This window comes from Streptomyces sp. NPDC017676 (assembly GCF_044329325.1).
Lineage (GTDB): Bacteria > Actinomycetota > Actinomycetes > Streptomycetales > Streptomycetaceae > Streptomyces.
Map to the genome: position 1 here is coordinate 177,439 of NZ_JBIRJA010000017.1, position 20,333 is coordinate 197,771.

General features: G+C 73.2%; 18 protein-coding genes. 10 read left to right on the forward strand and 8 right to left on the reverse strand.

Features of this window, described 5'->3' with window-relative positions; translation table 11 throughout:
• Positions 1 to 169: 169 nt before the first annotated feature.
• On the reverse strand, positions 170 to 964 hold the full coding sequence (locus ACH4LD_RS32430; RefSeq protein ID WP_398057626.1) for an enoyl-CoA hydratase/isomerase family protein: 795 nt from the start codon (positions 962 to 964) through the stop codon (positions 170 to 172).
• Between the two features lie 152 nt (positions 965 to 1,116).
• Here ACH4LD_RS32430 and ACH4LD_RS32435 point away from each other — a divergent pair, with 152 nt between their 5' ends.
• On the forward strand, positions 1,117 to 1,746 hold the full coding sequence (locus ACH4LD_RS32435) for a hypothetical protein (protein ID WP_398057625.1): 630 nt from the start codon (positions 1,117 to 1,119) through the stop codon (positions 1,744 to 1,746).
• Between the two features lie 299 nt (positions 1,747 to 2,045).
• Here ACH4LD_RS32435 and ACH4LD_RS32440 read toward each other — a convergent pair whose 3' ends face one another.
• Positions 2,046 to 3,170 (reverse strand): adenylate/guanylate cyclase domain-containing protein, encoded by a 1,125-nt coding sequence (locus ACH4LD_RS32440; protein ID WP_398057624.1) that lies wholly within the window; start codon positions 3,168 to 3,170, stop codon positions 2,046 to 2,048.
• A gap of 214 nt (positions 3,171 to 3,384) precedes the next feature.
• The gene (locus ACH4LD_RS32445; RefSeq protein WP_398057623.1) at positions 3,385 to 4,245 is read right to left on the reverse strand and encodes a biotin--[acetyl-CoA-carboxylase] ligase; all 861 of its coding nucleotides are present in this window, start codon (positions 4,243 to 4,245) and stop codon (positions 3,385 to 3,387) included.
• 110 nt (positions 4,246 to 4,355) lie between these two features.
• On the opposite strand from ACH4LD_RS32445, the gene ACH4LD_RS32450 reads away from it, so the two are divergent.
• The 4 genes from ACH4LD_RS32450 (at position 4,356) to ACH4LD_RS32465 (ending at position 7,063) form a co-directional block, all read left to right on the forward strand.
• A complete protein-coding gene (locus ACH4LD_RS32450; protein WP_398057621.1) occupies positions 4,356 to 5,969 on the forward strand; it encodes an acyl-CoA carboxylase subunit beta in 1,614 nt (537 codons plus the stop codon).
• Between the two features lie 23 nt (positions 5,970 to 5,992).
• Positions 5,993 to 6,202 (forward strand): acyl-CoA carboxylase epsilon subunit, encoded by a 210-nt coding sequence (locus tag ACH4LD_RS32455; RefSeq protein WP_132792877.1) that lies wholly within the window; start codon positions 5,993 to 5,995, stop codon positions 6,200 to 6,202.
• A gap of 82 nt (positions 6,203 to 6,284) precedes the next feature.
• Positions 6,285 to 6,413 carry a morphogenic membrane protein MmpB gene (gene mmpB, locus ACH4LD_RS32460; protein ID WP_398057620.1) on the forward strand — a complete coding sequence of 43 codons (129 nt, stop codon included), beginning with the start codon at positions 6,285 to 6,287 and terminating at the stop codon, positions 6,411 to 6,413.
• A 32-nt stretch (positions 6,414 to 6,445) separates the two neighbouring features.
• Complete coding sequence (locus ACH4LD_RS32465) at positions 6,446 to 7,063, forward strand: Maf family protein (protein ID WP_398057619.1); 618 nt, start codon at positions 6,446 to 6,448, stop codon at positions 7,061 to 7,063.
• On the opposite strand, the gene ACH4LD_RS32470 is transcribed toward ACH4LD_RS32465, so the two are convergent.
• The gene (locus ACH4LD_RS32470; protein WP_398057618.1) at positions 7,035 to 7,610 is read right to left on the reverse strand and encodes a hypothetical protein; all 576 of its coding nucleotides are present in this window, start codon (positions 7,608 to 7,610) and stop codon (positions 7,035 to 7,037) included. The two genes, ACH4LD_RS32465 and ACH4LD_RS32470, sit on opposite strands and share 29 nt — an antisense overlap.
• Before the next feature lie 378 nt (positions 7,611 to 7,988).
• Here ACH4LD_RS32470 and ACH4LD_RS32475 point away from each other — a divergent pair, with 378 nt between their 5' ends.
• The gene (locus tag ACH4LD_RS32475) at positions 7,989 to 9,761 is read left to right on the forward strand and encodes an acetyl/propionyl/methylcrotonyl-CoA carboxylase subunit alpha (RefSeq protein WP_398057617.1); all 1,773 of its coding nucleotides are present in this window, start codon (positions 7,989 to 7,991) and stop codon (positions 9,759 to 9,761) included.
• 253 nt (positions 9,762 to 10,014) lie between these two features.
• Here the strand turns inward: ACH4LD_RS32475 and ACH4LD_RS32480 are convergent, their stop codons facing one another.
• Both ACH4LD_RS32480 and ACH4LD_RS32485 read right to left on the reverse strand, forming a co-directional pair.
• On the reverse strand, positions 10,015 to 10,923 hold the full coding sequence (locus tag ACH4LD_RS32480; protein ID WP_398057616.1) for a DeoR/GlpR family DNA-binding transcription regulator: 909 nt from the start codon (positions 10,921 to 10,923) through the stop codon (positions 10,015 to 10,017).
• A 202-nt stretch (positions 10,924 to 11,125) separates the two neighbouring features.
• The gene (locus ACH4LD_RS32485) at positions 11,126 to 12,574 is read right to left on the reverse strand and encodes an NAD(P)H-quinone dehydrogenase (RefSeq protein WP_030659166.1); all 1,449 of its coding nucleotides are present in this window, start codon (positions 12,572 to 12,574) and stop codon (positions 11,126 to 11,128) included.
• A gap of 105 nt (positions 12,575 to 12,679) precedes the next feature.
• On the opposite strand from ACH4LD_RS32485, the gene ACH4LD_RS32490 reads away from it, so the two are divergent.
• The 3 genes from ACH4LD_RS32490 to ACH4LD_RS32500 all read left to right on the forward strand — a co-directional run bounded on the left by ACH4LD_RS32490 (position 12,680) and on the right by ACH4LD_RS32500 (position 16,267).
• Positions 12,680 to 13,117: a gamma-glutamylcyclotransferase gene (locus tag ACH4LD_RS32490; protein WP_103816328.1), complete on the forward strand. Its 438-nt coding sequence runs from the start codon at positions 12,680 to 12,682 to the stop codon at positions 13,115 to 13,117.
• Positions 13,118 to 13,251: 134 nt separating this feature from the next.
• Positions 13,252 to 14,076, forward strand: a complete 825-nt coding sequence (locus ACH4LD_RS32495; protein WP_132786692.1) for a purine-nucleoside phosphorylase — start codon at positions 13,252 to 13,254, stop codon at positions 14,074 to 14,076.
• Positions 14,077 to 14,635: 559 nt separating this feature from the next.
• Positions 14,636 to 16,267 (forward strand): phospho-sugar mutase, encoded by a 1,632-nt coding sequence (locus ACH4LD_RS32500; protein ID WP_398057615.1) that lies wholly within the window; start codon positions 14,636 to 14,638, stop codon positions 16,265 to 16,267.
• 167 nt (positions 16,268 to 16,434) lie between these two features.
• Here the strand turns inward: ACH4LD_RS32500 and ACH4LD_RS32505 are convergent, their stop codons facing one another.
• Positions 16,435 to 18,129, reverse strand: a complete 1,695-nt coding sequence (locus ACH4LD_RS32505; protein WP_398057614.1) for a hypothetical protein — start codon at positions 18,127 to 18,129, stop codon at positions 16,435 to 16,437.
• Between the two features lie 407 nt (positions 18,130 to 18,536).
• A complete protein-coding gene (locus tag ACH4LD_RS32510) occupies positions 18,537 to 19,232 on the reverse strand; it encodes a PH domain-containing protein (protein ID WP_398057613.1) in 696 nt (231 codons plus the stop codon).
• Between the two features lie 135 nt (positions 19,233 to 19,367).
• Here ACH4LD_RS32510 and deoC point away from each other — a divergent pair, with 135 nt between their 5' ends.
• The gene (gene deoC / locus ACH4LD_RS32515; protein WP_398057745.1) at positions 19,368 to 20,327 is read left to right on the forward strand and encodes a deoxyribose-phosphate aldolase; all 960 of its coding nucleotides are present in this window, start codon (positions 19,368 to 19,370) and stop codon (positions 20,325 to 20,327) included.
• The last annotated feature ends 6 nt before the right edge of the window (positions 20,328 to 20,333 follow it).

Here is a 20,333-nt window from a genome sequence, read left to right on the forward strand (position 1 = left end):
TCCCCGTTGCCGCGTGCGGGTGCGGTGTGGCTTGCGGCGTGCGGCCAGCGACTCGGGGGCCCAGACCGTTGCCCGGTGCGGGGTGCGGTGTGGCTGGTCGCGCAGTTCCCCGCGCCCCTCCGGGCGCCGGCTGGCGTCGGCACCGGCGGCGCGCCCCTTCAGGGCGGTTCTACTCCCCCGGCCACTCCGGCTTGCGCTTCTCGTTGAAGGCCGCCACTCCCTCCGCCCGGTCGCCCGAGAAGGCCACCGAGCGCCAGGCCGCGTCCTCCACCTCCAGTCCGGCCCGCAGGTCCAGCCCGTGCCCCAGGCGCAGCGCCCGCTTCGCCGCCCGGAGCCCCACCGGCGAGTTCCCGGCGATCCGCTCGCCCAGTGCCAGCGCCTCCTCGCGGTCCCGGCCGGGGTCCACGAGCCGGTCCACCAGGCCCAGCTCGGCCGCCTCGGCCGCCTCCACCCGCCGCGCCGAGAAGATCAGCTCCGCCGCGCGGGCCGCGCCGACCCGCCGGGGCAGCAGCTGGGTGCCGCCACCGCCCGGGATCACGCCCACGGACACCTCCGGCAGCCCCACCACGGCCGTACGGTCCGCCACGATCAGGTCGCAGGACAGCGCCAGCTCGAACCCGCCGCCCAGCGCGAAGCCGTGCACCGCCGCGATCGTCGGCATCGGCAGCTCCAGCACCCCGGTGTACGCCCCACGGGCCACCGGCCGCTGCCGTACCAGGTCGGCGTCCGTGAAGGAGTTCCGCTCCTTCAGGTCCGCCCCCACGCAGAACGCGCGTTCGTGCGACGAGGTCAGGACGACCACCCGGGCGTCCCGGTCGACGGAGAGCGCGGCGCACGCGCCCGCGAGGGAGCGGGCCATCTCCGTGGAGACCGCGTTCATCGCCTTGGGCCGGTCCAGCACCAGCTCCGCGACATGCCCGTGCCGCCGCACCAGCACGAACTCCCCGAACCGCTCCTCACCCATGACACCCTCCGGTTAACGCGGGTTAACTGCCGTCGACCCGATCATCGCAGCCGTGCCCTTTCTCGTGAAGTCCAGGGGGCTACACCCGTTCGAGTGACATCCCGGCCTTCTCCGCGCACACCGCCCACACGAGCGCATAGCGTGCGGGACCCATGACACCGATACCTGCACACTCCGACGCGGAGCGGGAACGCGCGCCGGAGCGTGCGCCGGGAGTACGGCGCGGCCGGCATCGCAAGCCCCGACCGCGCAAGGTGCTGCTCGCCGCCGGTGGCCTCGCCCTGGCCGCGGGCGTGCTCAGCCTGGTCCGGGCCGCCCCGGACGCGGGGGTCGGCGCGCCCGGCACGGCGGAGGCCGAGCCCCGGGTCGGCCCGGGCGGCGGGCCCACGGGCCGCTCCGCCGACACCGCGGCCACCATCGCCGCCGCCCCGACCGCACTGCCGTCGGCGACCTCCGTCATGGGCGGCAGGAGCCCCGCGCCGACGCCCACCGGCTCCCCGCTCCCCGCGGCACCGGACCCGGGAACGGCCACGCCGGCGCCCGGCGACCCCGTCGTACCGACCGCCCGGCCGGGCCGGACCCCGGGCCGGCCGAGCGGCACGTCCCGGCCGCCCGCGCCGACGGCCTCCGCCCCGCGCCCGGACCCGGCCACCACCACACCGACCCCGGCCCCGACTCCGCCCCCGAGCCACGGCCCGGATGAGCCGGAACCCCGTCCGGGCGGGGTGTGCGTGCCGGTGATCGGGCTGTGCGTGGACGTACTCGGCGACCGGCACGGCTAGGTCCTGTCGTCGAACTCCCGTCGTCCGCCCGGAGGGCGGGCCGTGCGGCGTCAGGTGCGTGCTCTCGCCGTGCCAGCCACAGGCCCTCGTACCGGGCGTACTCGGGACTGGGGCCGGTGCGGCGAGAGTGCGTGCATGGCGTCGCGCGGCAGACGGGAGTTCGACGACAGGGCCCAGGGCCCGGCGCACATGGGAATCGCGCCCGGGCGGTCGAGTGAGGCGCCCCCGGGGCAGGGGGCGGGCCCGTCAGGCTTCGCGGGGCGGACGGGAACGCGACGACGGGCCCTCGCGGCCGACGGCTACGGCTGGCCGTCGCGGCGCGTGAGCAGCCACGGTTCGACCACGCCGAGCCCGCGCACCGGGCGCTGCCACATCGGCTGGAGCGCGAAGCGGTACACCGGCGGGTCCTCGCCCTCCTTCTCGGCCGCCGCAGCGGCCTCCGCCATCTCCGCCTCCGAGGCGGGCGCCTCGCCGCTGCGGATCAGCTCCTCGGCGAACGCGCTGTCCACGAGGACGGCGTCGCGCGGGGCTATCGAGGTCAGCCGGGAGGCCAGGTTCACCGTCGTACCGAACACATCGCCCATGCGGGTGGTCACCGTGCCGAACGCCATGCCGACCCGCAGCTCGGGCATCGTCTCGTCGTTCGCCAGCGTCTCCACCAGCCGCAGCGCGATGTCGGCGGCCACACCGGCGTCGTCCGCCGCGTACAGCACCTCGTCCCCGAGGGTCTTGATGAGCCGGCCGCCGCGCGCCGCCACCAGGTCGGCCGCGGTCGTCTCGAACGCCTCGACCAGCTCGCCCAGCTCCTCCTCCTCCATGCGGCGGGTGAGCCGGGTGAAGCCGACGAGGTCGGCGAAGCCTACGGCGAGCCGCCGGTCGACCATCTCCTCGTCGTCGGCGGTCTGGACGACCCGGCCGGCCGACGCGGCGAGCTGGCGCCGCCAGACGTAGACGAGGAACTCCTCCAGCTCGGGCAGGAGCAGCTCGACGATCGGGTACGTCACCTCGGTGCGGGTCATCCCCGGTTCCGGCGGCTCGGTCAGGCCCTCCAGGAAGGAGTCGATCTGCCATTCCGCCAACCGGGCGGTGGTCTGCCCGGTGGACCGCGCCACCTGCACCGCCATGGCCTCGCTCAGCAGTCCCGCCTCCACCAGGCCGGCGAGGCGGCGCAGGGCCAGGACGTCGGCCTCGGTGAGGGCCTTGGCCTGGCCGATGTCGGCGAAGCCCATCGCCCGCCAGAACCGGGACGCCAGCTCCATGGAGACGCCGGCGCTGCGCGCGGCCTGGAACGGGGTGTAGCGGCGCTCGGCCCCCAGGATGAGCTGTTCGAGACGCAGGGCCAGCGGGTCATCGCCGGTCTCGGGGGCGTGGGGGTCCACCCGGCCGTCCCCGCCAGCGCCGGAGCCCGTGTCGTCGACGGTCACGCCTGCTGCCCTTCCGATCTGCCGCGGTCAGGTATCGACCGGCCTCAACTCTACGGCAGGTGTGCGCCAGCTCACTCCGTCGGGTTGGGCCGACGGCACGCGTCCCGGGCACCGGTCGAGCGAACCGGCGTGGTCCGACGGCGCGTGATCGCCGTGCCCGGCTGCGGCTCCATTGTGGCTGGTCGCGCAGTTCCCCGCGCCTCTTCGGTGCGCTCTACGCCGGCCGCAGGTGGACGATGTCGCCCGCCCCCACCGGCTCCTGCACCCCGTTCTCCGTGGCGATGATCAGCCGCCCGTCGCCGTCCAGCGCCACGGCCTCACCCACCACCGAGCGGTCGCCCGGCAGTTCCGCCCGCACCGTCCGCCCGAGGGTCGCGCAGCCCGCGGTGTACGTCTCCTGGAGCCCGCACGCCGAGGAATCGCCCCTCACGGCCCGCCAGCGCCCGTACCAGTCCTCCAGCGACCGCAGCACCGCCCGCAGCAGCGGGTCGCGGTCCGTGCCCAGCGCCCCGGCCAGGGCCAGGGAGCCGGCCTGCGGGACCGGCAGCTCGTCCGCCCTGAGCGTGACGTTGATGCCGACGCCGATGACGACGCCGTCGTCGCCGGCCCGCTCGGCGAGGATGCCCCCGGCCTTGCGCTCCTCCCCGTCCACGGTCACCAGCAGGTCGTTCGGCCACTTGAGCGCCGTGTCGACGCCCGCCGCGCGGGCCAGCCCGGTCGCCACCGCCACGCCCGTCAGCAGCGGCAGCCACCCCCAGCGGGCCACGGGCACCTCGGTGGGCTTGAGCAGGACGGAGAAGAACAGGCCCGACCGCGGCGGAGCCGTCCAGCGGCGGTCCAGCCGGCCCCGGCCCGACGTCTGCTCCTCGGCCACGAGGACGGCGCCCTCGTCGGCGTTCCCGGCGGCGGCCAGGGCGGCCAGGTCGGAGTTGGTGGAGCCGGTCCGCTGCACCACCTCGATGTCGCAGTACAGGCCCTGCTCCCTGACCAGCCCGCGGCGCAGGGCGGCGCCGTTCAGGGGTGGACGGTCCAGGTCGGACCAGCGGCTGTCGTCTGATGGATTCTGCGGCGTCATGCAAGCCACCCTAGGTGTGGTAAACGACGCACTGCTGATCCGTAGGCCCGCCACTACTCTACGGATGAGTAACCGTCCCCCCTTTTGAGCAGGCAGGGAGCCGCATCCCGATGTCCGAGCCGGAAGAGCGTCACGAGGTCCAAGAGATCGACATCCACACGACCGCGGGGAAGCTCGCGGATCTCCAGCGCCGTATCCACGAGGCGACGCACGCCGGCTCGGAGCGCGCCGTCGAGAAGCAGCACGCCAAGGGCAAGCTGACGGCGCGTGAGCGGATCGAACTGCTGCTCGACGAAGGGTCGTTCGTCGAGCTGGACGAGTTCGCCCGGCACCGGTCGACCAACTTCGGGCTGGAGAGGAACCGCCCGTACGGGGACGGCGTCGTCACCGGCTACGGCACGGTCGACGGCCGCCCGGTCGCGGTCTTCTCGCAGGACTTCACCGTCTTCGGCGGCGCCCTCGGCGAGGTCTACGGCCAGAAGATCGTCAAGGTCATGGACTTCGCACTGAAGACCGGCTGCCCGGTCATCGGGATCAACGACTCCGGCGGCGCCCGCATCCAGGAGGGGGTCGCCTCCCTGGGGGCGTACGGCGAGATCTTCAGGCGCAACACCCACGCCAGCGGTGTCATCCCGCAGATCTCGCTCGTCGTCGGGCCCTGCGCGGGCGGCGCGGTCTACTCCCCGGCGATCACCGACTTCACGGTCATGGTCGACCAAACCTCGCACATGTTCATCACCGGTCCGGACGTCATCAAGACCGTCACCGGCGAGGACGTCGGCTTCGAGGAGCTGGGCGGCGCCCGCACCCACAACACCGCCTCCGGTGTGGCCCACCACATGGCCGGGGACGAGAAGGACGCCATCGAGTACGTCAAGCAGCTGCTGTCGTACCTGCCGTCCAACAACCTCTCCGAGCCCCCGGTCTTCCCGGAGGAGGCGGACCTCTCCCCCAGCGACGAGGACCGCGAGCTGGACACCGTCGTACCGGACAGCGCCAACCAGCCGTACGACATGCACACGGTGATCGAGCACGTCCTGGACGACGGCGAGTTCTTCGAGACCCAGGCCCTGTTCGCGCCGAACATCCTCACCGGGTTCGGGCGGGTCGAGGGCCACCCGGTCGGCATCGTCGCCAACCAGCCGATGCAGTTCGCCGGCTGCCTCGACATCACGGCGAGCGAGAAGGCCGCCCGTTTCGTGCGGACCTGCGACGCCTTCAACATCCCGGTCCTGACCTTCGTGGACGTGCCGGGCTTCCTGCCGGGCGTCGACCAGGAGCACGACGGCATCATCCGGCGCGGCGCCAAGCTGATCTACGCCTACGCCGAGGCCACCGTCCCGCTGATCACCGTCATCACCCGCAAGGCCTTCGGCGGCGCCTACGACGTCATGGGCTCCAAGCACCTGGGCGCCGACCTCAACCTGGCCTGGCCCACCGCCCAGATCGCCGTCATGGGCGCCCAGGGCGCGGTCAACATCCTGCACCGCCGCACGATCGCGGAGGCGGAGGCGGGCGGTGAGGATGCCGAGGCGGTGCGCGCCCGGCTGATCCAGGAGTACGAGGACACCCTCCTCAACCCCTACGTCGCGGCCGAGCGCGGCTACATCGACGCGGTGATCATGCCGTCCGACACCCGCGCGCACATCGTCCGCGGGCTGCGTCAGCTGCGCACCAAGCGGGAATCCCTCCCTCCGAAGAAGCACGGCAACATCCCCCTCTAGGCCCGCGGACCCCGGGAGCGGTCATGAACATCAAGGTCGTACGAGGCAACCCGACCCCGGAGGAGCTGGCCGCCGCCCTGGCGGTGGTCCGCGCCCGCGCCGCGGCGGCAGCGGTGACGCCGTCCGGCGCGGAGCCCCCGAGGGACGCGTGGTCCGACCCGTCGAGGATCGCCGCCCACCGCGTCCCCCGGCCGGGCCCGACGTCCTGGACCCGCACCTACTGGCCGAGCTGAGGGATCGCGGGAACCACGCCGGGCGCGAACTTGAGTAGCTGTACTCAGGCGCCCTCCCCGGCCGAGGCCCCACGCTGGTGGAGTGCTGTGGTCAGATCCGGAGAACGAGCCGCCGAAGGACCTGCGCGACGCGCAGGACATGCTCCGGCGGCTCGGTCTTCTCGTGGCCCTGGCCATGGTGCTGTTCATGATCGTCAGTGGTCTGAGGTGAGCCGGACGGCGCACCCTGACTAACCTGACCGCATGACTGCCAAACGCCGCAGGCGACTCGTGCTCGCCTCCCAGTCCCCCGCCCGGCTGGCCCTGCTCCGGCAGGCCGGCCTCGCCCCCGAGGTGATCGTGAGCGGCGTCGACGAGGACGCCGTCACCGCCCCCACCCCGGCGGAGCTCGCCCTCGCCCTCGCCGAGGCCAAGGCGAGCGTCGTGGCGGCCAGGCCGGAGGTCCGGGGCGCCCTGGTGATCGGCTGTGACTCGGTGCTGGAGCTGGACGGGCAGGCGCTCGGCAAGCCGGCCGACGCGGAGGAGGCCACCGCCCGCTGGAAGAGCATGCGCGGGCGGGCCGGAGTGCTCCAGACGGGGCACTGCGTGTGGGACACGGAGGCCAAGCGGTACGTGTCGGCGACCGCGTCCACCGTCGTCCGGTTCGGCGAGCCCAGTGACGAGGAGATCGCCGCCTACGTGGCCTCGGGGGAGCCGCTGCACGTCGCCGGCGCGTTCACCCTGGACGGCCGTTCGGCGCCGTTCATCGAGGGCATCGACGGCGACCACGGCAACGTGATCGGCATCAGCCTGCCGCTGCTCCGCAAGCTGCTCGCCGAACTGGGCGTGGGCATCACGGAGTTGTGGGCACCGGAGCGCTGATCTGGGCGGGGACCGAGTCCTGCGGCTCGCCGTCCCCGTCCCCGTCCTGCGGTTCGTCCGGACGGCTCACCGGCGCGCCCGCTCCGGCGGGGGCCGCGCCCGGCTCCGCCCGCGCCAGCGGCCCGGCACCCTCCCCGGGCGTGCCGCCGGGCGCCACGCCCTCCGGTCCGCCCGCACGGTCGTACGTCATCAGGAGCAGCACGATCAGCCCTAGGACGACCACCATGAACAGGAACGCCGTCCAGCCGACCAGGCCCCAGGCGAACGCGCCGAGCAGGCCGTGCACCACGGCCGCGCTGATCAGCAGGACGCGGCCGAGGCCCGCCGGGGCGCGGTCGCGTACCGCGACCAGCGCCGCCACCAGCGCGCACAGCGCGAAGTAGAGGCCGAAGACCACTCCGCCGATCTTCGAGGACGTCGACATGACGTCCGGGTCGAGACCGGCCAGCGACATGTCCTGCCGGTCGACGACCACTCCGAGGAACCAGTTCAGCGCGGCGATGAAGACGGCCTCCGCCAGGAGGACGACCGCGACGACCCCTGCCACCGGTCTGCGCACCACCGGTCCCACCCACTCTCACACCAGCAGCCTGTTACCCCAGGTACGTTCGGGACAGCGCGAACGCTACTAACGGGTAAACCCAGGGACAAGGGTTCGGGCCGCAGCAAAGAATCATTGGGCCATTCGTAGGGACTCGACAAAGAATCCGAGTGGGCCGCAGCACGCCTTCACAGAGACCTTGGCCACATGGCAGGGCTAGGGTTTTCCGCAGGAGTCCTGCGTACCGAGGTGCGACATGGGCTTTCGCGGGTCGCGCGGGCCTCGCATCACGCTCCGTGTGGGCAAGCTCACCACAGGGGACGGGTCGAAGTGCCGTGTCGGCAGTCCCTAAACTCGGCTTGTTTCAAGGAGGGAGCCTCAATCGTGCGCAAGGTGCTCATCGCCAACCGTGGCGAAATCGCTGTCCGCGTGGCCCGGGCCTGCCGGGACGCCGGGATCGCGAGCGTGGCCGTCTACGCCGACCCGGACCGGGACGCTCTGCATGTCCGCGCCGCGGATGAGGCGTTCGCTCTGGGCGGTGACACCCCGGCCACCAGCTACCTGGTCATCGAGAAGATCTTGAACGCGGCGCGTGAGTCCGGCGCGGACGCCGTCCATCCGGGGTACGGCTTCCTCTCGGAGAACGCCGAGTTCGCGCAGGCCGTCCTGGACGCCGGCCTGATCTGGATCGGCCCGCCGCCGCAGGCGATCCGCGACCTGGGCGACAAGGTCGCCGCCCGGCACATCGCCCAGCGCGCCGGCGCGCCGCTGGTCGCGGGCACCCCGGACCCGGTCTCGGGCGCCGACGAGGTCGTGGCCTTCGCCAAGGAGCACGGCCTACCGATCGCGATCAAGGCCGCCTTCGGTGGCGGTGGCCGCGGTCTGAAGGTGGCCCGCACCCTCGAAGAGGTCCCCGAGCTGTACGACTCCGCGGTGCGCGAGGCGGTCGCCGCCTTCGGCCGCGGCGAGTGCTTCGTCGAGCGCTACCTGGACCGTCCGCGGCACGTGGAGACCCAGTGCCTGGCCGACAAGCACGGCAACGTGGTCGTGGTCTCCACCCGTGACTGCTCCCTCCAGCGCCGCCACCAGAAGCTGGTCGAGGAGGCCCCGGCGCCGTTCCTGTCCGAGGAGCAGGTCGCCGAGCTGTACCGCGCGTCGAAGGCCATCCTGAAGGAGGCCCGGTACGAGGGCGCCGGCACCTGTGAGTTCCTGGTCGGCCAGGACGGCACGATCTCCTTCCTGGAGGTGAACACCCGCCTCCAGGTGGAGCACCCGGTGACCGAGGAGGTCGCCGGCATCGACCTGGTCCGCGAGATGTTCCGCATCGCCGACGGCGAGGAGCTCGGGTACGGCGATCCGGTGCTGCGCGGTCACTCGTTCGAGTTCCGCATCAACGGCGAGGACCCGGGCCGCAACTTCCTCCCGGCCCCCGGCACGGTCACCCGGTTCGACCCGCCGTCCGGCCCCGGCGTCCGCCTGGACGCGGGCGTGGAGTCCGGCTCGGTCATCGGCCCGGCCTGGGACTCGCTGCTCGCCAAGCTGGTCGTGACCGGCCGTACCCGCAAGGAGGCCCTGGAGCGGGCCGCCCGCGCGCTGGACGAGTTCCAGGTCGAGGGCATGGCGACGGCGATCCCCTTCCACCGCGTGGTCGTGCGGGACCCGGCGTTCGCGCCCGAGCTGACCGGCTCCACGGATCCCTTCACGGTCCACACCCGCTGGATCGAGACCGAGTTCGTCAACGAGATCAAGCCGTTCACCGCGCCCGCCGACGCCGAGGCGGAGGAGGAGCTGGGCCGCGAGACGGTCGTCGTCGAGGTCGGCGGCAAGCGCCTGGAGGTCTCGCTGCCGTCGTCGCTGGGCATGAGCCTGGCCCGCACGGGCCTCGCGGCCGGTGCCAAACCGAAGCGCCGCGCGGCGAAGAAGTCCGGCCCGGTCGCCTCCGGTGACACCCTCGCCTCGCCGATGCAGGGCACGATCGTGAAGATCGCCGTCGAGGAGGGCCAGGAGGTCAAGGAGGGCGACCTGGTCGTCGTTCTGGAGGCCATGAAGATGGAACAGCCCCTGAACGCCCACAAGGCGGGCACCATCAAGGGCCTGACCGCCGAGGTCGGCGCGTCCATCACGTCGGGCGCGGCGATCTGCGAGATCAAGGACTGACCCGATCCGAGTCCCGTCCCCACGCCCGGCGTACCGCCCCGGTCCGCCGGGCGTGGCGTTTGCGCCGTCCCGTCCGGAGAACGGGCGGGCCGCACACGGCCGTATGCCCCGGGCGGATGAACCAGCGGCCCGACCGGTACGGGGCCGGTGACCGAGGGAACGATTCCCCGTCGGTCCGGCGAGACGCCGGACCGGTCACGGTCACCGGTTGCCGGTCGCCGGGGACCGACCGGGTCCCGGGGCCCCGTCGGCGCTAACGGCGGCGCAGGTCGGCGACGCGGCCTCGGTCTGTGGTCGTCGGTTCGCCCAGGCCGGCGGCGGAGCGGAGGGCGGAAGCGCCTGGTACGTGGCCCCTGCGCGGTCCCGGCAGGGGAGCGCGGCGGCCCGCCGGGACCTGGTCACCCCCCGGGTTCCCGCTCGCCCCCGTGACGGCGATCTGCACGCCCTGGTCGGCGAGCGCCTGCAACTCCGTGGCGGCGCGGTCGTCGTGGGGCGGCGGCTCGTCGGTGACGAGTCGGGTGATGAGGTCCGTCGGCACGGTCTGGAACATGGTGTCCGTGCCGAGCTTGGTGTGGTCGGCGAGGACCACGACCTCCGCGGCGGCCTGGACGAGGGCCCGGTCGACGGATGCCGAGAGCATGTTGGAGGTGGACAGGCCGCGCTCGGCCGTCAGACCGCTTCCGGAGAGGAACGCCTTCGACACGCGCAGACCCTGGAGGGACTGTTCCGCGCCGGAGCCGACGAGGGCGTAGTTGGAGCCGCGCAGGGTGCCTCCGGTCATCACGACCTCCACCCGGTTGGCATGGGCCAACGCCTGGGCGACCAGGAGGGAGTTGGTGACGACCGTCAGCCCCGGCACACGCGCGAGCCGGCGGGCCAGCTCCTGCGTGGTCGTACCGGCCCCGACCACGATCGCCTCGCCTTCTTCGACGAGACCCGCGGCGAGATCGGCGATGGCCGTCTTCTCCGCGGTCGCGAGATGGGATTTCTGCGGAAAGCCGGACTCTCGCGTGAACCCGCCCGGCAGTACCGCACCGCCGTGCCGGCGGTCGAGGAGTCCTTCTGCCTCCAGTGCCCGCACGTCCCGCCGTACGGTCACTTCGGAGGTCTGGACGACGCGGGCGAGCTCACGGAGCGACACGGCACCGTTCGCTCGCACCATTTCTAGGATCAATTGGCGACGTTCAGCAGCGAACACGAAACTGACAGTAACCCCAGCGACCGTCTGCTTTCAGCAGTTTGCGCCGAATAGCAGAAGTTGTTCGCATGGCAGGGCGGGAAGTGGTATAGAACCCGCCCGCCCCGACTATGCCGACCGCATGCGCCACAACACCCCCTGACCAGGGGGAAGTCGACAGCGGCCGTCAGGCCTCCGCGCTCGCCTTGCGCGTGTGCAGCTGCCGGGCGACCTCCGCGATCGACCCCGAAAGGGAGGGGTACACCGTGAACGCGTTCGCGATCTGTTCGACCGTCAGATTGTTGTCGACGGCGATCGAGATGGGGTGGATCAGTTCCGAGGCGCGCGGAGCCACCACCACACCGCCCACGACGATCCCGGTGCCCGGCCGGCAGAAGATCTTCACGAAGCCGTCCCGGATGCCCTGCATCTTGGCGCGCGGGTTGCGCAGCAGCGGGAGCTTGACGACCCTCGCGTCGATCTTGCCCGCGTCCACGTCCGCCTGGGTGTAACCGACGGTGGCGATCTCGGGGTCGGTGAAGACGTTGGACGACACCGTCTTCAGGTTCAGCGGGGCCACCGCGTCGCCCAGGAAGTGGTACATGGCGATACGTCCCTGCATGGCCGCGACGGACGCGAGAGCGAAGACCCCGGTCACGTCACCGGCCGCGTACACGCCGGGAGCGGTCGTCCGGGAGACCTTGTCCGTCCAGATGTGGCCCGACTCGCGCAGCTTGACGCCGGCCTCCTCCAGACCGAGGCCCGCGCTGTTCGGGATGGCGCCGACGGCCATCAGGCAGTGCGTGCCGCTGATGACCCGGCCGTCGGCCAGCGTCACCTCGACCCGGTCGCCGACGCGCTTGGCGGACTGCGCGCGGGAGCGGGCCATGACGTTCATGCCACGGCGCCGGAAGACGTCCTCCAGGACGGCGGCGGCGTCCGGGTCCTCACCCGGCAGCACGCGGTCGCGGGACGACACCAGCGTGACCTTAGACCCCAGGGCCTGGTACGCGCCGGCGAACTCGGCACCGGTCACGCCCGACCCGACGACGATCAGCTCTTCCGGCAGCTCGGTGAGGTCGTAGACCTGGGTCCAGTTGAGGATGCGCTCGCCGTCGGGCCGGGCGTCGGGCAGCTCGCGCGGATGACCACCGGTGGCGATGAGGACGGCGTCGGCGGTGAGCGTCTCCTCGGTGCCGTCGGCGGCGGTGACGACGACCTTCCGGGACCCGTCCAGCGCCTGCATGCCGTCCAGCCGGCCGCGCCCGCGCATGACCCGGGCACCGGCACGGGTGACGGAGGCGGTGATGTCGTGGGACTGGGCGAGGGCCAGCCGCTTCACCCGGCGGTTGACCTTCCCGAGGTCCACGCCGACCACCCGGGCCGCCTGCTCCAGCGGCGGGGTGTCGTCGGCGACGATGATGCCGAGCTCTTCGTACGACGAGTCGAAGGTCGTCATGACCTCGGCCGTAGCGATAAGGGTCTTCGACGGCACGCAGTCGGTCAGCACCGACGCTCCGCCCAGACCGTCGCAGTCGACGACGGTCACCTCCGCGCCGAGCTGAGCGGCCACCAGCGCCGCTTCGTATCCGCCGGGTCCGCCACCGATGATCACGATCCGAGTCACGTACTCCATTGTCCCGCACGCTTCAAGGTGCTACTGCCCGGGGGCGCCACCGGGGCGCTCCCGGGGCGCCCGGGGCGCCCGGGGCGCGCGGTGCGCCTGCCGTACCCTCTCCCCATGTCGCTCTATGCCGCGTACGCCGGCAACCTCGACGCGCGCCTGATGTCCCGCCGCGCCCCGCACTCCCCGCTGCGCGCCACCGGCTGGCTGAACGGCTGGCGGCTGACCTTCGGCGGCGAGCAGCTCGGCTGGGAGGGCGCGCTGGCGACGATCGTCGAGGACCCGTTGGCCGAGGTCTTCGTCGGCCTGTACGACATCGCACCCATGGACGAGGAGTCGCTCGACCGGTGGGAGGGCGTGGGCCTCGACATCTACCGTCGGGTACGCGTGCGCGTGCACACCCTGGACGGTGAGGAGACGGCCTGGGCGTACGTCCTCAACGCGTACGAGGGCGGGCTGCCGTCGGCGCGCTACCTGGGCGAGATCGCCGACGCGGCGGAGTCGGCGGGGGCTCCGCACGACTATGTGATGGAGCTCCGCAAGCGCCCCTGCTGATCCTCCGCGCATCCCCTGTGCCGCGTTTTGCTCCGATTTTTACGGCTGCTTGTGGAAACCGACAAGACAACGAAGGCAAACCCGTGGGCTCTGTCATCTACGCGCGTAGGCGAAGACCGGCTACCCTCATCGGCGTGAACGCATCTCTTCTTCCGGACGACATCAAGGGCGACCCCTACGCGGCCGCCGACGCCGCCGCCGCGCGCCTGCGCGCCCTCACGGGCGCCGAGACCCACGACGTCGCCCTCGTGATGGGCTCCGGCTGGGCTCCGGCCGTCGACGCCCTCGGGGCACCCGACGCCGAGTTCCAGGTCACCGAGCTGCCCGGCTTCCCGCCGCCGGCGGTCGAGGGCCACGGCGGCAAGATCCGCTCGTACTCCTTCGGTGACAAGCGGGCCCTGGTCTTCCTGGGCCGCACGCACTACTACGAGGGCCGTGGCGTGGCCGCGGTGGCGCACGGCGTCCGTACGGCCGTCGCGGCCGGCTGCAAGACCATCGTGCTGACCAACGGCTGCGGCGGTCTGCGCGAGGGCATGCGGCCCGGCCAGCCGGTGCTGATCAGCGACCACATCAACCTGACGGCGACGTCCCCGATCGTCGGCGCGAACTTCGTCGACCTGACGGACCTGTACTCGCCGCGCCTGCGCGCCCTGTGCAAGGAGATCGACCCCACGCTGGAGGAGGGCGTCTACGCCCAGTTCCCCGGCCCGCACTACGAGACCCCGGCCGAGATCCGCATGGCCCGCGTCATCGGCGCGGACCTGGTCGGCATGTCCACGGTCCTGGAGGCCATCGCCGCCCGCGAGGCCGGCGCCGAGGTGCTCGGCATCTCCCTGGTCACCAACCTGGCCGCGGGCATGACCGGCGAACCCCTCAACCACGAGGAGGTCCTCCAGGCCGGCCGCGACTCGGCAGCCCGCATGGGCGAACTGCTGGCACGGGTACTGGGCAGGATCTGAGGAACCCCCGCACCCGGCTCCGACCGGGAACCGCCCCGGCCGGCTCGGGGCGAGGCACCGGGCTCGGCCAGGGGCGGGCGTCGGGCTCGGCACGGCGTCGGGCCCGGCTTCGGGCAGGCGTCGGGCTCGGCTTCGGCCGGGGTCGCTGGGCTCGGCTCCGGCAGTGCGCTCGGTTTGAGCGGGAGCGGTACGGCGGCCGGCTTGAGCGGGAGCGGTACGGCGGCCGGCTCTTAGGGGTGCGGCGACAGCGCCGTCGGCGGCCCGGCGCGGTCGCGGTACGGCGCGGTCGCGGTACGGCGAGCAGCCGCCGAGCGGCTCGCTGTACGGCCGGCGGCTCACAGCGGGCGCGGTGGTGCAAGCGGCCGTGCGCGGTGCGCGGGCCCGGGCGGCGTGGATGCGGCAAGCTCCCTTCCATGCCGCGGCCGGCTCCCAGGGGGGTCGGCGGCGGGCCGTTCGTCCGCCTTTCGGCCGACCGAGTCGGGTGGGTGGGCGAAGGACGGGGGGCTGGGGGCGGAGCCCCCAGTTGGACCAGGCAGACACAGGAGAGGTTGATCCCAAGGTGCACGACGATCTCATCGCCCGGGCAAAGGCCTGGCTCGCCGAGGACCCGGACCAGGAGACCCGCGACGAACTGGCCGAGCTGATCGACGCCGGTGCCGTCGAGGAACTGTCGGCCCGCTTCTCCGGCACACTCCAGTTCGGCACCGCCGGCCTGCGGGGCGAGCTGGGCGCCGGCCCGATGCGCATGAACCGCGGCGTCGTCATCCGCGCCGCCGCCGGCCTCGCCGCGTACCTGAAGAAGAGCGGTCACCCCGATGGACTGGTGGTCATCGGTTACGACGCCCGCCACAAGTCCGCCGACTTCGCCCGGGACACCGCCGCCGTGATGACCGGCGCCGGCCTGCGCGCGGCCGTACTCCCCCGTCCCCTCCCCACCCCGGTCCTGGCCTTCGCCATACGGCACCTGGGCGCGGTCGCGGGCGTCGAGGTCACCGCCAGCCACAACCCGCCCCGGGACAACGGCTACAAGGTCTACCTCGGCGACGGCTCCCAGATCGTCCCGCCCGCCGACGCGGAGATCGCCGCCGAGATCGACGCGATCGCCTCCCTGCACGACGTACCCCGTCCGGAGAGCGGCTGGGAGACCCTGGACGAGTCGGTCCTGGACGCCTACCTCGCCCGCACGGACGCCGTACTGGACCCCGCCTCCCCCCGTACCGCCCGCACGGTCTACACCGCGATGCACGGCGTCGGCCGGGACGTCCTGCTGGCCGCGTTCGCCCGCGCCGGCTTTCCCGAGCCGATGCTGGTCGCCGAGCAGGCCGACCCGGACCCGGACTTCCCGACGGTCGCCTTCCCGAATCCGGAGGAGCCGGGCGCCATGGACCTGGCGTTCGCGCGGGCCCGTGCCACCGACCCGGACCTGGTGATCGCCAACGACCCCGACGCGGACCGCTGCGCGGTGGCCGTGAACGACGGCGGTGACTGGCGGATGCTGCGCGGCGACGAGGTCGGCGCCCTGCTCGCCGCCCACCTGGTCCGCCGCGGCGCCCAGGGCACCTTCGCCGAGTCGATCGTCTCCTCCTCCCTGCTCGGCCGGATCGCCGGGAAGGCGGGGCTGCCGTACGAGGAGACCCTGACCGGCTTCAAGTGGATCGCCCGTGTCGACGGCCTGCGCTACGGCTACGAGGAGGCCCTCGGCTACTGCGTGGACCCGGAGGGCGTGCGCGACAAGGACGGCATCACCGCCGCGCTGCTGATCACCGAGCTGGCGTCCGTGCTGAAGGAGGAGGGCCGTACCCTCCTCGACCTGCTCGACGACCTCGCCGTGGAGCACGGCCTGCACGCCACCGATCAGCTCTCGGTCCGCGTGCAGGACCTGTCGCTGATCGCGGACGCGATGCGCCGGCTGCGCGAGCAGCCGCCGGCCGGGCTGGCGGGCCTGCGCGTCGTCCGGGCCGAGGACCTGGCCCGGGGCACGGAGAAGCTGCCGCCCACGGACGGTCTGCGCTACACCCTCGACGGCGCCCGGGTCATCGTCCGCCCCAGCGGCACCGAACCGAAGCTGAAGTGCTACCTGGAGGTCGTCGTACCGGTCTCCGCGCACGCCGACCTGCCGGCCGCCCGCGCCCGCGCGACGGAGCTGCTGACGGCCGTCAAGCGCGACCTGTCGGCGGCCGCCGGCATCTGAGGGTCCGGGGGCCCTGCTGTCCGTCCCCAGGACAGCGACGACAGCAGGGCCCCCGTCCTCGTGGCAGCCGCCGCCCGTCCTCACCACAGGAACAGCAGGTCCGCCGTCCTCACCACAGGAGCAGCGGGTCCGCCGTCCTCACCACAGGAACAGCTGGCCCGCCGTCCTCACCACAGGAACAGCAGGGCCGCCGTCCAGCCGGCCGCGAGCACCAGTGCCAGGGGCCACAGCGGCCTGCCCCGGCGGCCTGCGTCGGCGGGTACGGACGGGCGCAGCGACGGGTCGCGCCACAGGGCGGTGATCTCACTCGCGGTCCGCTCGTGCGGATGCACCAGCCCGAACCGGCGCTCCAGCCACGGCCAGCGGGGAGCGGCTGCCGACCAGGGCGTGAAGGAGGCCCGCCGGCTGTCCACCTTCAGCTCGGTGCTCGTGCACGTGACGGCCCTGATCTCGTCCCACGGCAGGTGCCGGGGGCCGCGCAGCCCGTTGAACCACAGCCCCTCGCTGTCGGCCGTGATCCGCCAGGCGAGCCAGTGGGGCAGCCACAGCGCCCCGGCGAAACCGGCGAGGGCGCCGAGCACACCACGCCACTGGCCGGTCGCGCCCCAGAAGAAGCCACTGCCCCACAGCACGAGCAGCAGCGCGCAGAGCCGGTGCAGCAGCCCCGCACGCCACTGTCGTACTCCTGCCGGCGCCGCACCGTCCGCCTTCCCGACGACCGCCTCCGCCGCGACCGCTTCCCCGGCCGACCGGCTCAGCTCCGCGTACGTCGTCCGCCGGGCCGCCCGGCGCTTCTCCCCGGCCGTCTGCCGCCGTACCGACGCCTCGGACAGGGGCCGTACGGGCCCCGACGACCGTTCCACCACGGGTGGCGCGTCCGGCTTCTCGGCGGCGGTGACCAGCAGGATCTCGGCGCCGTCGCAGGGCACGCCGTACAGCACGGCCTCCCGCAGCGGGCCCGGCCCCTCCCGGTCGATCCGCTCCAGGAACTCCTCCAGCTCCTCCTCGTCGTCCGTGCTGTCCTCGCCGTGCGCGTCGTCGTGAGCGTCGTCGGGCTCCGCGTCGCGGACCTCCGTGACCCCGACGCGGAACAGGGGACGCGCGCCAGCCGTGTCGTCGGCGGCGAAGACCTCGGTGTCACCGTCGGCGCCCTCCCGTACGAGCACCCGCAGCACGGGCGCCGCCGCCGCGCGCAGCACGGTGGCCCGGCGCCGGCCCAGCAGCCCGGAGACGAGCGCGGTGAGGCCCTGCCCCGCCACCAGCCAGGCGAGCGCCGGCAGCGCCCGCGCACCCTCGCCCGCGTCCGGGCCGTGGGCGGGCAGGACGGCGGCGGCACCGAGCCCGAGCGCGAGCAGGACGGCTCCGCACCCCGTGAGGAGCAGGCCACGGGGCAGTGACCGGCCGGCGTCCGGCAGCGGAGCGGTCGTGCCGCCGGCCGCGTCGCGGATCCGCTCCCGCTGCCTGCCCCGCACCACCAGCCGCAGCACGGCCACCGCCCAGACCGACGCCAGGACGAGCACGGCGGCCGGCCACAGCCTCCCGGGCCGCAGCACGGCCAGCAGCACCGCCAGCACGGGCGCCGACACCGGCACGATCTCCGGGCGCACGCACAGCCACAGCCCGTGCAACGCCAGCAGGGCCGCCGCCCAGGGGCGCCACCCGGCGGGCAGCGCCAGCAGCCCGGTGATTCCCGCGGTGGCGGCGGACGCGGCCACCAGGTGCCCGGCCCGGGTGGGCAGCGGCACCCAGCGCGGTGGCAGCGCGTCGAGCCAGCGGCGGGGGCGCTCACCGCTCCAGGAGGTGCAGTCGGCGGGCACGGTCGCGGCGGGCAGCGGCAGCGGCCGTCCGGGATTCGTACTCATGGAGGTCCAGACACTCGACAGCGGCGAACGGTTGGTTCCGGTCGCAGGGCCACCACGACGCCCGCCCACGGCCCACAGGGCCACACCGGGCTCGCCGGGCACCCCGTCCCGGCGAGCCACCCGGCCGGGCACGTCACACGGGTCACACGGGAGTACGACCCTCAGCACACGGGGAGACGACCCTCCACACACGGGAAGTACGACCCTCGACACACGGAAAGTACGGCCCTCGACCGGGAGAACGGAGACGGAGCACCCCGGGCCCCGCCCTCCCCCACAGCGGCGGACCGGCCCCGTCACACCCCCGCGGGCACACGGCCCGGGACAAGAGAACTACGCGCCGGACCTCCCAGGCCCCGGCCCCTGCTCTGACCCCGAAGGCACCGGGAGAAGCCTCCCGGGGCCCCTCAGCCCACAGCCAGCAGAATCGCCAGCAGCACCGCTCCGGCGACCGCGGGCGCGGCCACCTCGTAGGCCCAGCGCACGGTGATCTCGCCCTGCGCCGACTCGGCCTGCCCGCGCCGCTCCAGCATGTCCCCCAGCTCGGCCATGATCTGGTCGGTCTGCGCCCGGGTCGGCCCCGCGTCCGGGCCGCGCACGCCGAACCCTCCGAAGCCGCCCGGTGCGAGCGCCCCGCCCCGGCCGCCCGGCGCCCCGCCCCGGGCCGCGTCCGCCGCCGCCCGTTGCTGCCGGCGGAGCGCCTTCTTGCGGGCCCGCAGCGAGACGGGGATCGCCCACAGCTGGTACTTGGTGCCGGACTTGGCGAGGACCTCGTTGGAGTAGCCGGAGCGCAGGCCGGAGATCTCGCCCCAGGGCAGGGTGATCACCCGGAACGGGTTGCGGACGCGCAGCCGGTCCTCGCCCGCGAACACCGCCGGGCGGAGCGTGAAGGCGAGGACGAGCGGCACGATCAGGATCATCCCGGCCAGCGCCAGCCACGGGGTCCGGCCGTGACCCTTGAACAGGGCGTCGAAGCCCAGCCAGAGGACGACCAGGAGCAGCAGCGTGCCGCCCGCCAGCCCGAGGGGCGAGCGGTAGACGCGGTCCTTGGCGACGGGCGCCGGCGGCTGTGACGCGGGTGACGGATGGTCCGGGGTGGTCATGGCCCCGATTCTGCACGACGCCGTCCGTGGTGCGGCCACGCGCCCGGGAACCGGCGCTCATCCGTGATCTCGGCCTCGGTGACGAGCACGGGGGTGTACAGCCGCTACGCGCGTAGATATGCTCGTCTGGTGACCATGCCCACTACCGCACCCACAGCTCACGCTCTCGCTGACGTCACCGCGTCCGACAGCACGCTGCGCCGCTTCCTCCACGGGCTGCCCGGCGTCGACGCGGTCGGCCTGGAGGCGCGCGCCGCGTCCCTCGGCACCCGTTCCATCAAGACCACCGCGAAGGCGTACGCCATCGACCTCGCCATCTCGATGGTCGACCTGACGACGCTGGAAGGCGCGGACACCCCGGGCAAGGTCCGGGCGCTCGGCGCCAAGGCGGTCCACCCCGACCCCACCGACCGCACGACGCCGACGACGGCCGCGGTCTGCGTCTACCCCGACATGGTGGCCGTCGCCAAGGAGGCCGTCGCCGGTTCCGGCGTCAAGGTCGCCTCGGTGGCCACCGCCTTCCCGGCCGGCCGTGCCGCGCTCGACGTGAAGCTTGCCGACGTCCGTGAGGCCGTCGCCGCCGGCGCCGACGAGATCGACATGGTCATCGACCGGGGCGCGTTCCTCGCCGGCAAGTACCTGAAGGTGTACGACGAGATCGTCGCCGTGAAGGAGGCCTGCGCGACGAGCGCCCGGCTGAAGGTCATCTTCGAGACCGGCGAGCTGTCGACGTACGACAACATCCGCCGCGCCTCCTGGCTCGGCATGCTGGCCGGCGCCGACTTCATCAAGACGTCGACGGGCAAGGTCGCCGTCAACGCCACGCCCGCGAACACCCTCCTGATGCTGGAGGCGGTCCGCGACTTCCGGGCCCAGACCGGCGTCCAGGTCGGCGTGAAGCCGGCCGGCGGCATTCGCACCAGCAAGGACGCGATCAAGTTCCTGGTCCTGGTCAACGAGACCGCGGGCGAGGACTGGCTGGACAACCACTGGTTCCGCTTCGGCGCCTCCTCGCTCCTGAACGACCTGCTGATGCAGCGCCAGAAGCTGGCCACCGGCCGCTACTCCGGTCCCGACTACGTGACGGTGGACTGATCCCCC

What these genes read in the sequence shown, in the direction of transcription:
- ACH4LD_RS32430 (WP_398057626.1), bottom strand. Translation starts at nt 964, where the DNA reads ATGGGTGAGGAGCGGTTCGGGGAGTTCGTGCTGGTGCGGCGGCACGGG.
- ACH4LD_RS32490 (WP_103816328.1), top strand. Translation starts at nt 12,680, where the DNA reads ATGTCGCTCTATGCCGCGTACGCCGGCAACCTCGACGCGCGCCTGATG.
- ACH4LD_RS32505 (WP_398057614.1), bottom strand. Translation starts at nt 18,129, where the DNA reads ATGAGTACGAATCCCGGACGGCCGCTGCCGCTGCCCGCCGCGACCGTG.
- ACH4LD_RS32435 (WP_398057625.1), top strand. Translation starts at nt 1,117, where the DNA reads ATGACACCGATACCTGCACACTCCGACGCGGAGCGGGAACGCGCGCCG.
- ACH4LD_RS32510 (WP_398057613.1), bottom strand. Translation starts at nt 19,232, where the DNA reads ATGACCACCCCGGACCATCCGTCACCCGCGTCACAGCCGCCGGCGCCC.
- ACH4LD_RS32455 (WP_132792877.1), top strand. Translation starts at nt 5,993, where the DNA reads ATGAACATCAAGGTCGTACGAGGCAACCCGACCCCGGAGGAGCTGGCC.
- ACH4LD_RS32465 (WP_398057619.1), top strand. Translation starts at nt 6,446, where the DNA reads ATGACTGCCAAACGCCGCAGGCGACTCGTGCTCGCCTCCCAGTCCCCC.
- ACH4LD_RS32480 (WP_398057616.1), bottom strand. Translation starts at nt 10,923, where the DNA reads ATGGTGCGAGCGAACGGTGCCGTGTCGCTCCGTGAGCTCGCCCGCGTC.
- ACH4LD_RS32445 (WP_398057623.1), bottom strand. Translation starts at nt 4,245, where the DNA reads ATGACGCCGCAGAATCCATCAGACGACAGCCGCTGGTCCGACCTGGAC.
- ACH4LD_RS32450 (WP_398057621.1), top strand. Translation starts at nt 4,356, where the DNA reads ATGTCCGAGCCGGAAGAGCGTCACGAGGTCCAAGAGATCGACATCCAC.
- deoC (WP_398057745.1), top strand. Translation starts at nt 19,368, where the DNA reads ATGCCCACTACCGCACCCACAGCTCACGCTCTCGCTGACGTCACCGCG.
- ACH4LD_RS32485 (WP_030659166.1), bottom strand. Translation starts at nt 12,574, where the DNA reads ATGGAGTACGTGACTCGGATCGTGATCATCGGTGGCGGACCCGGCGGA.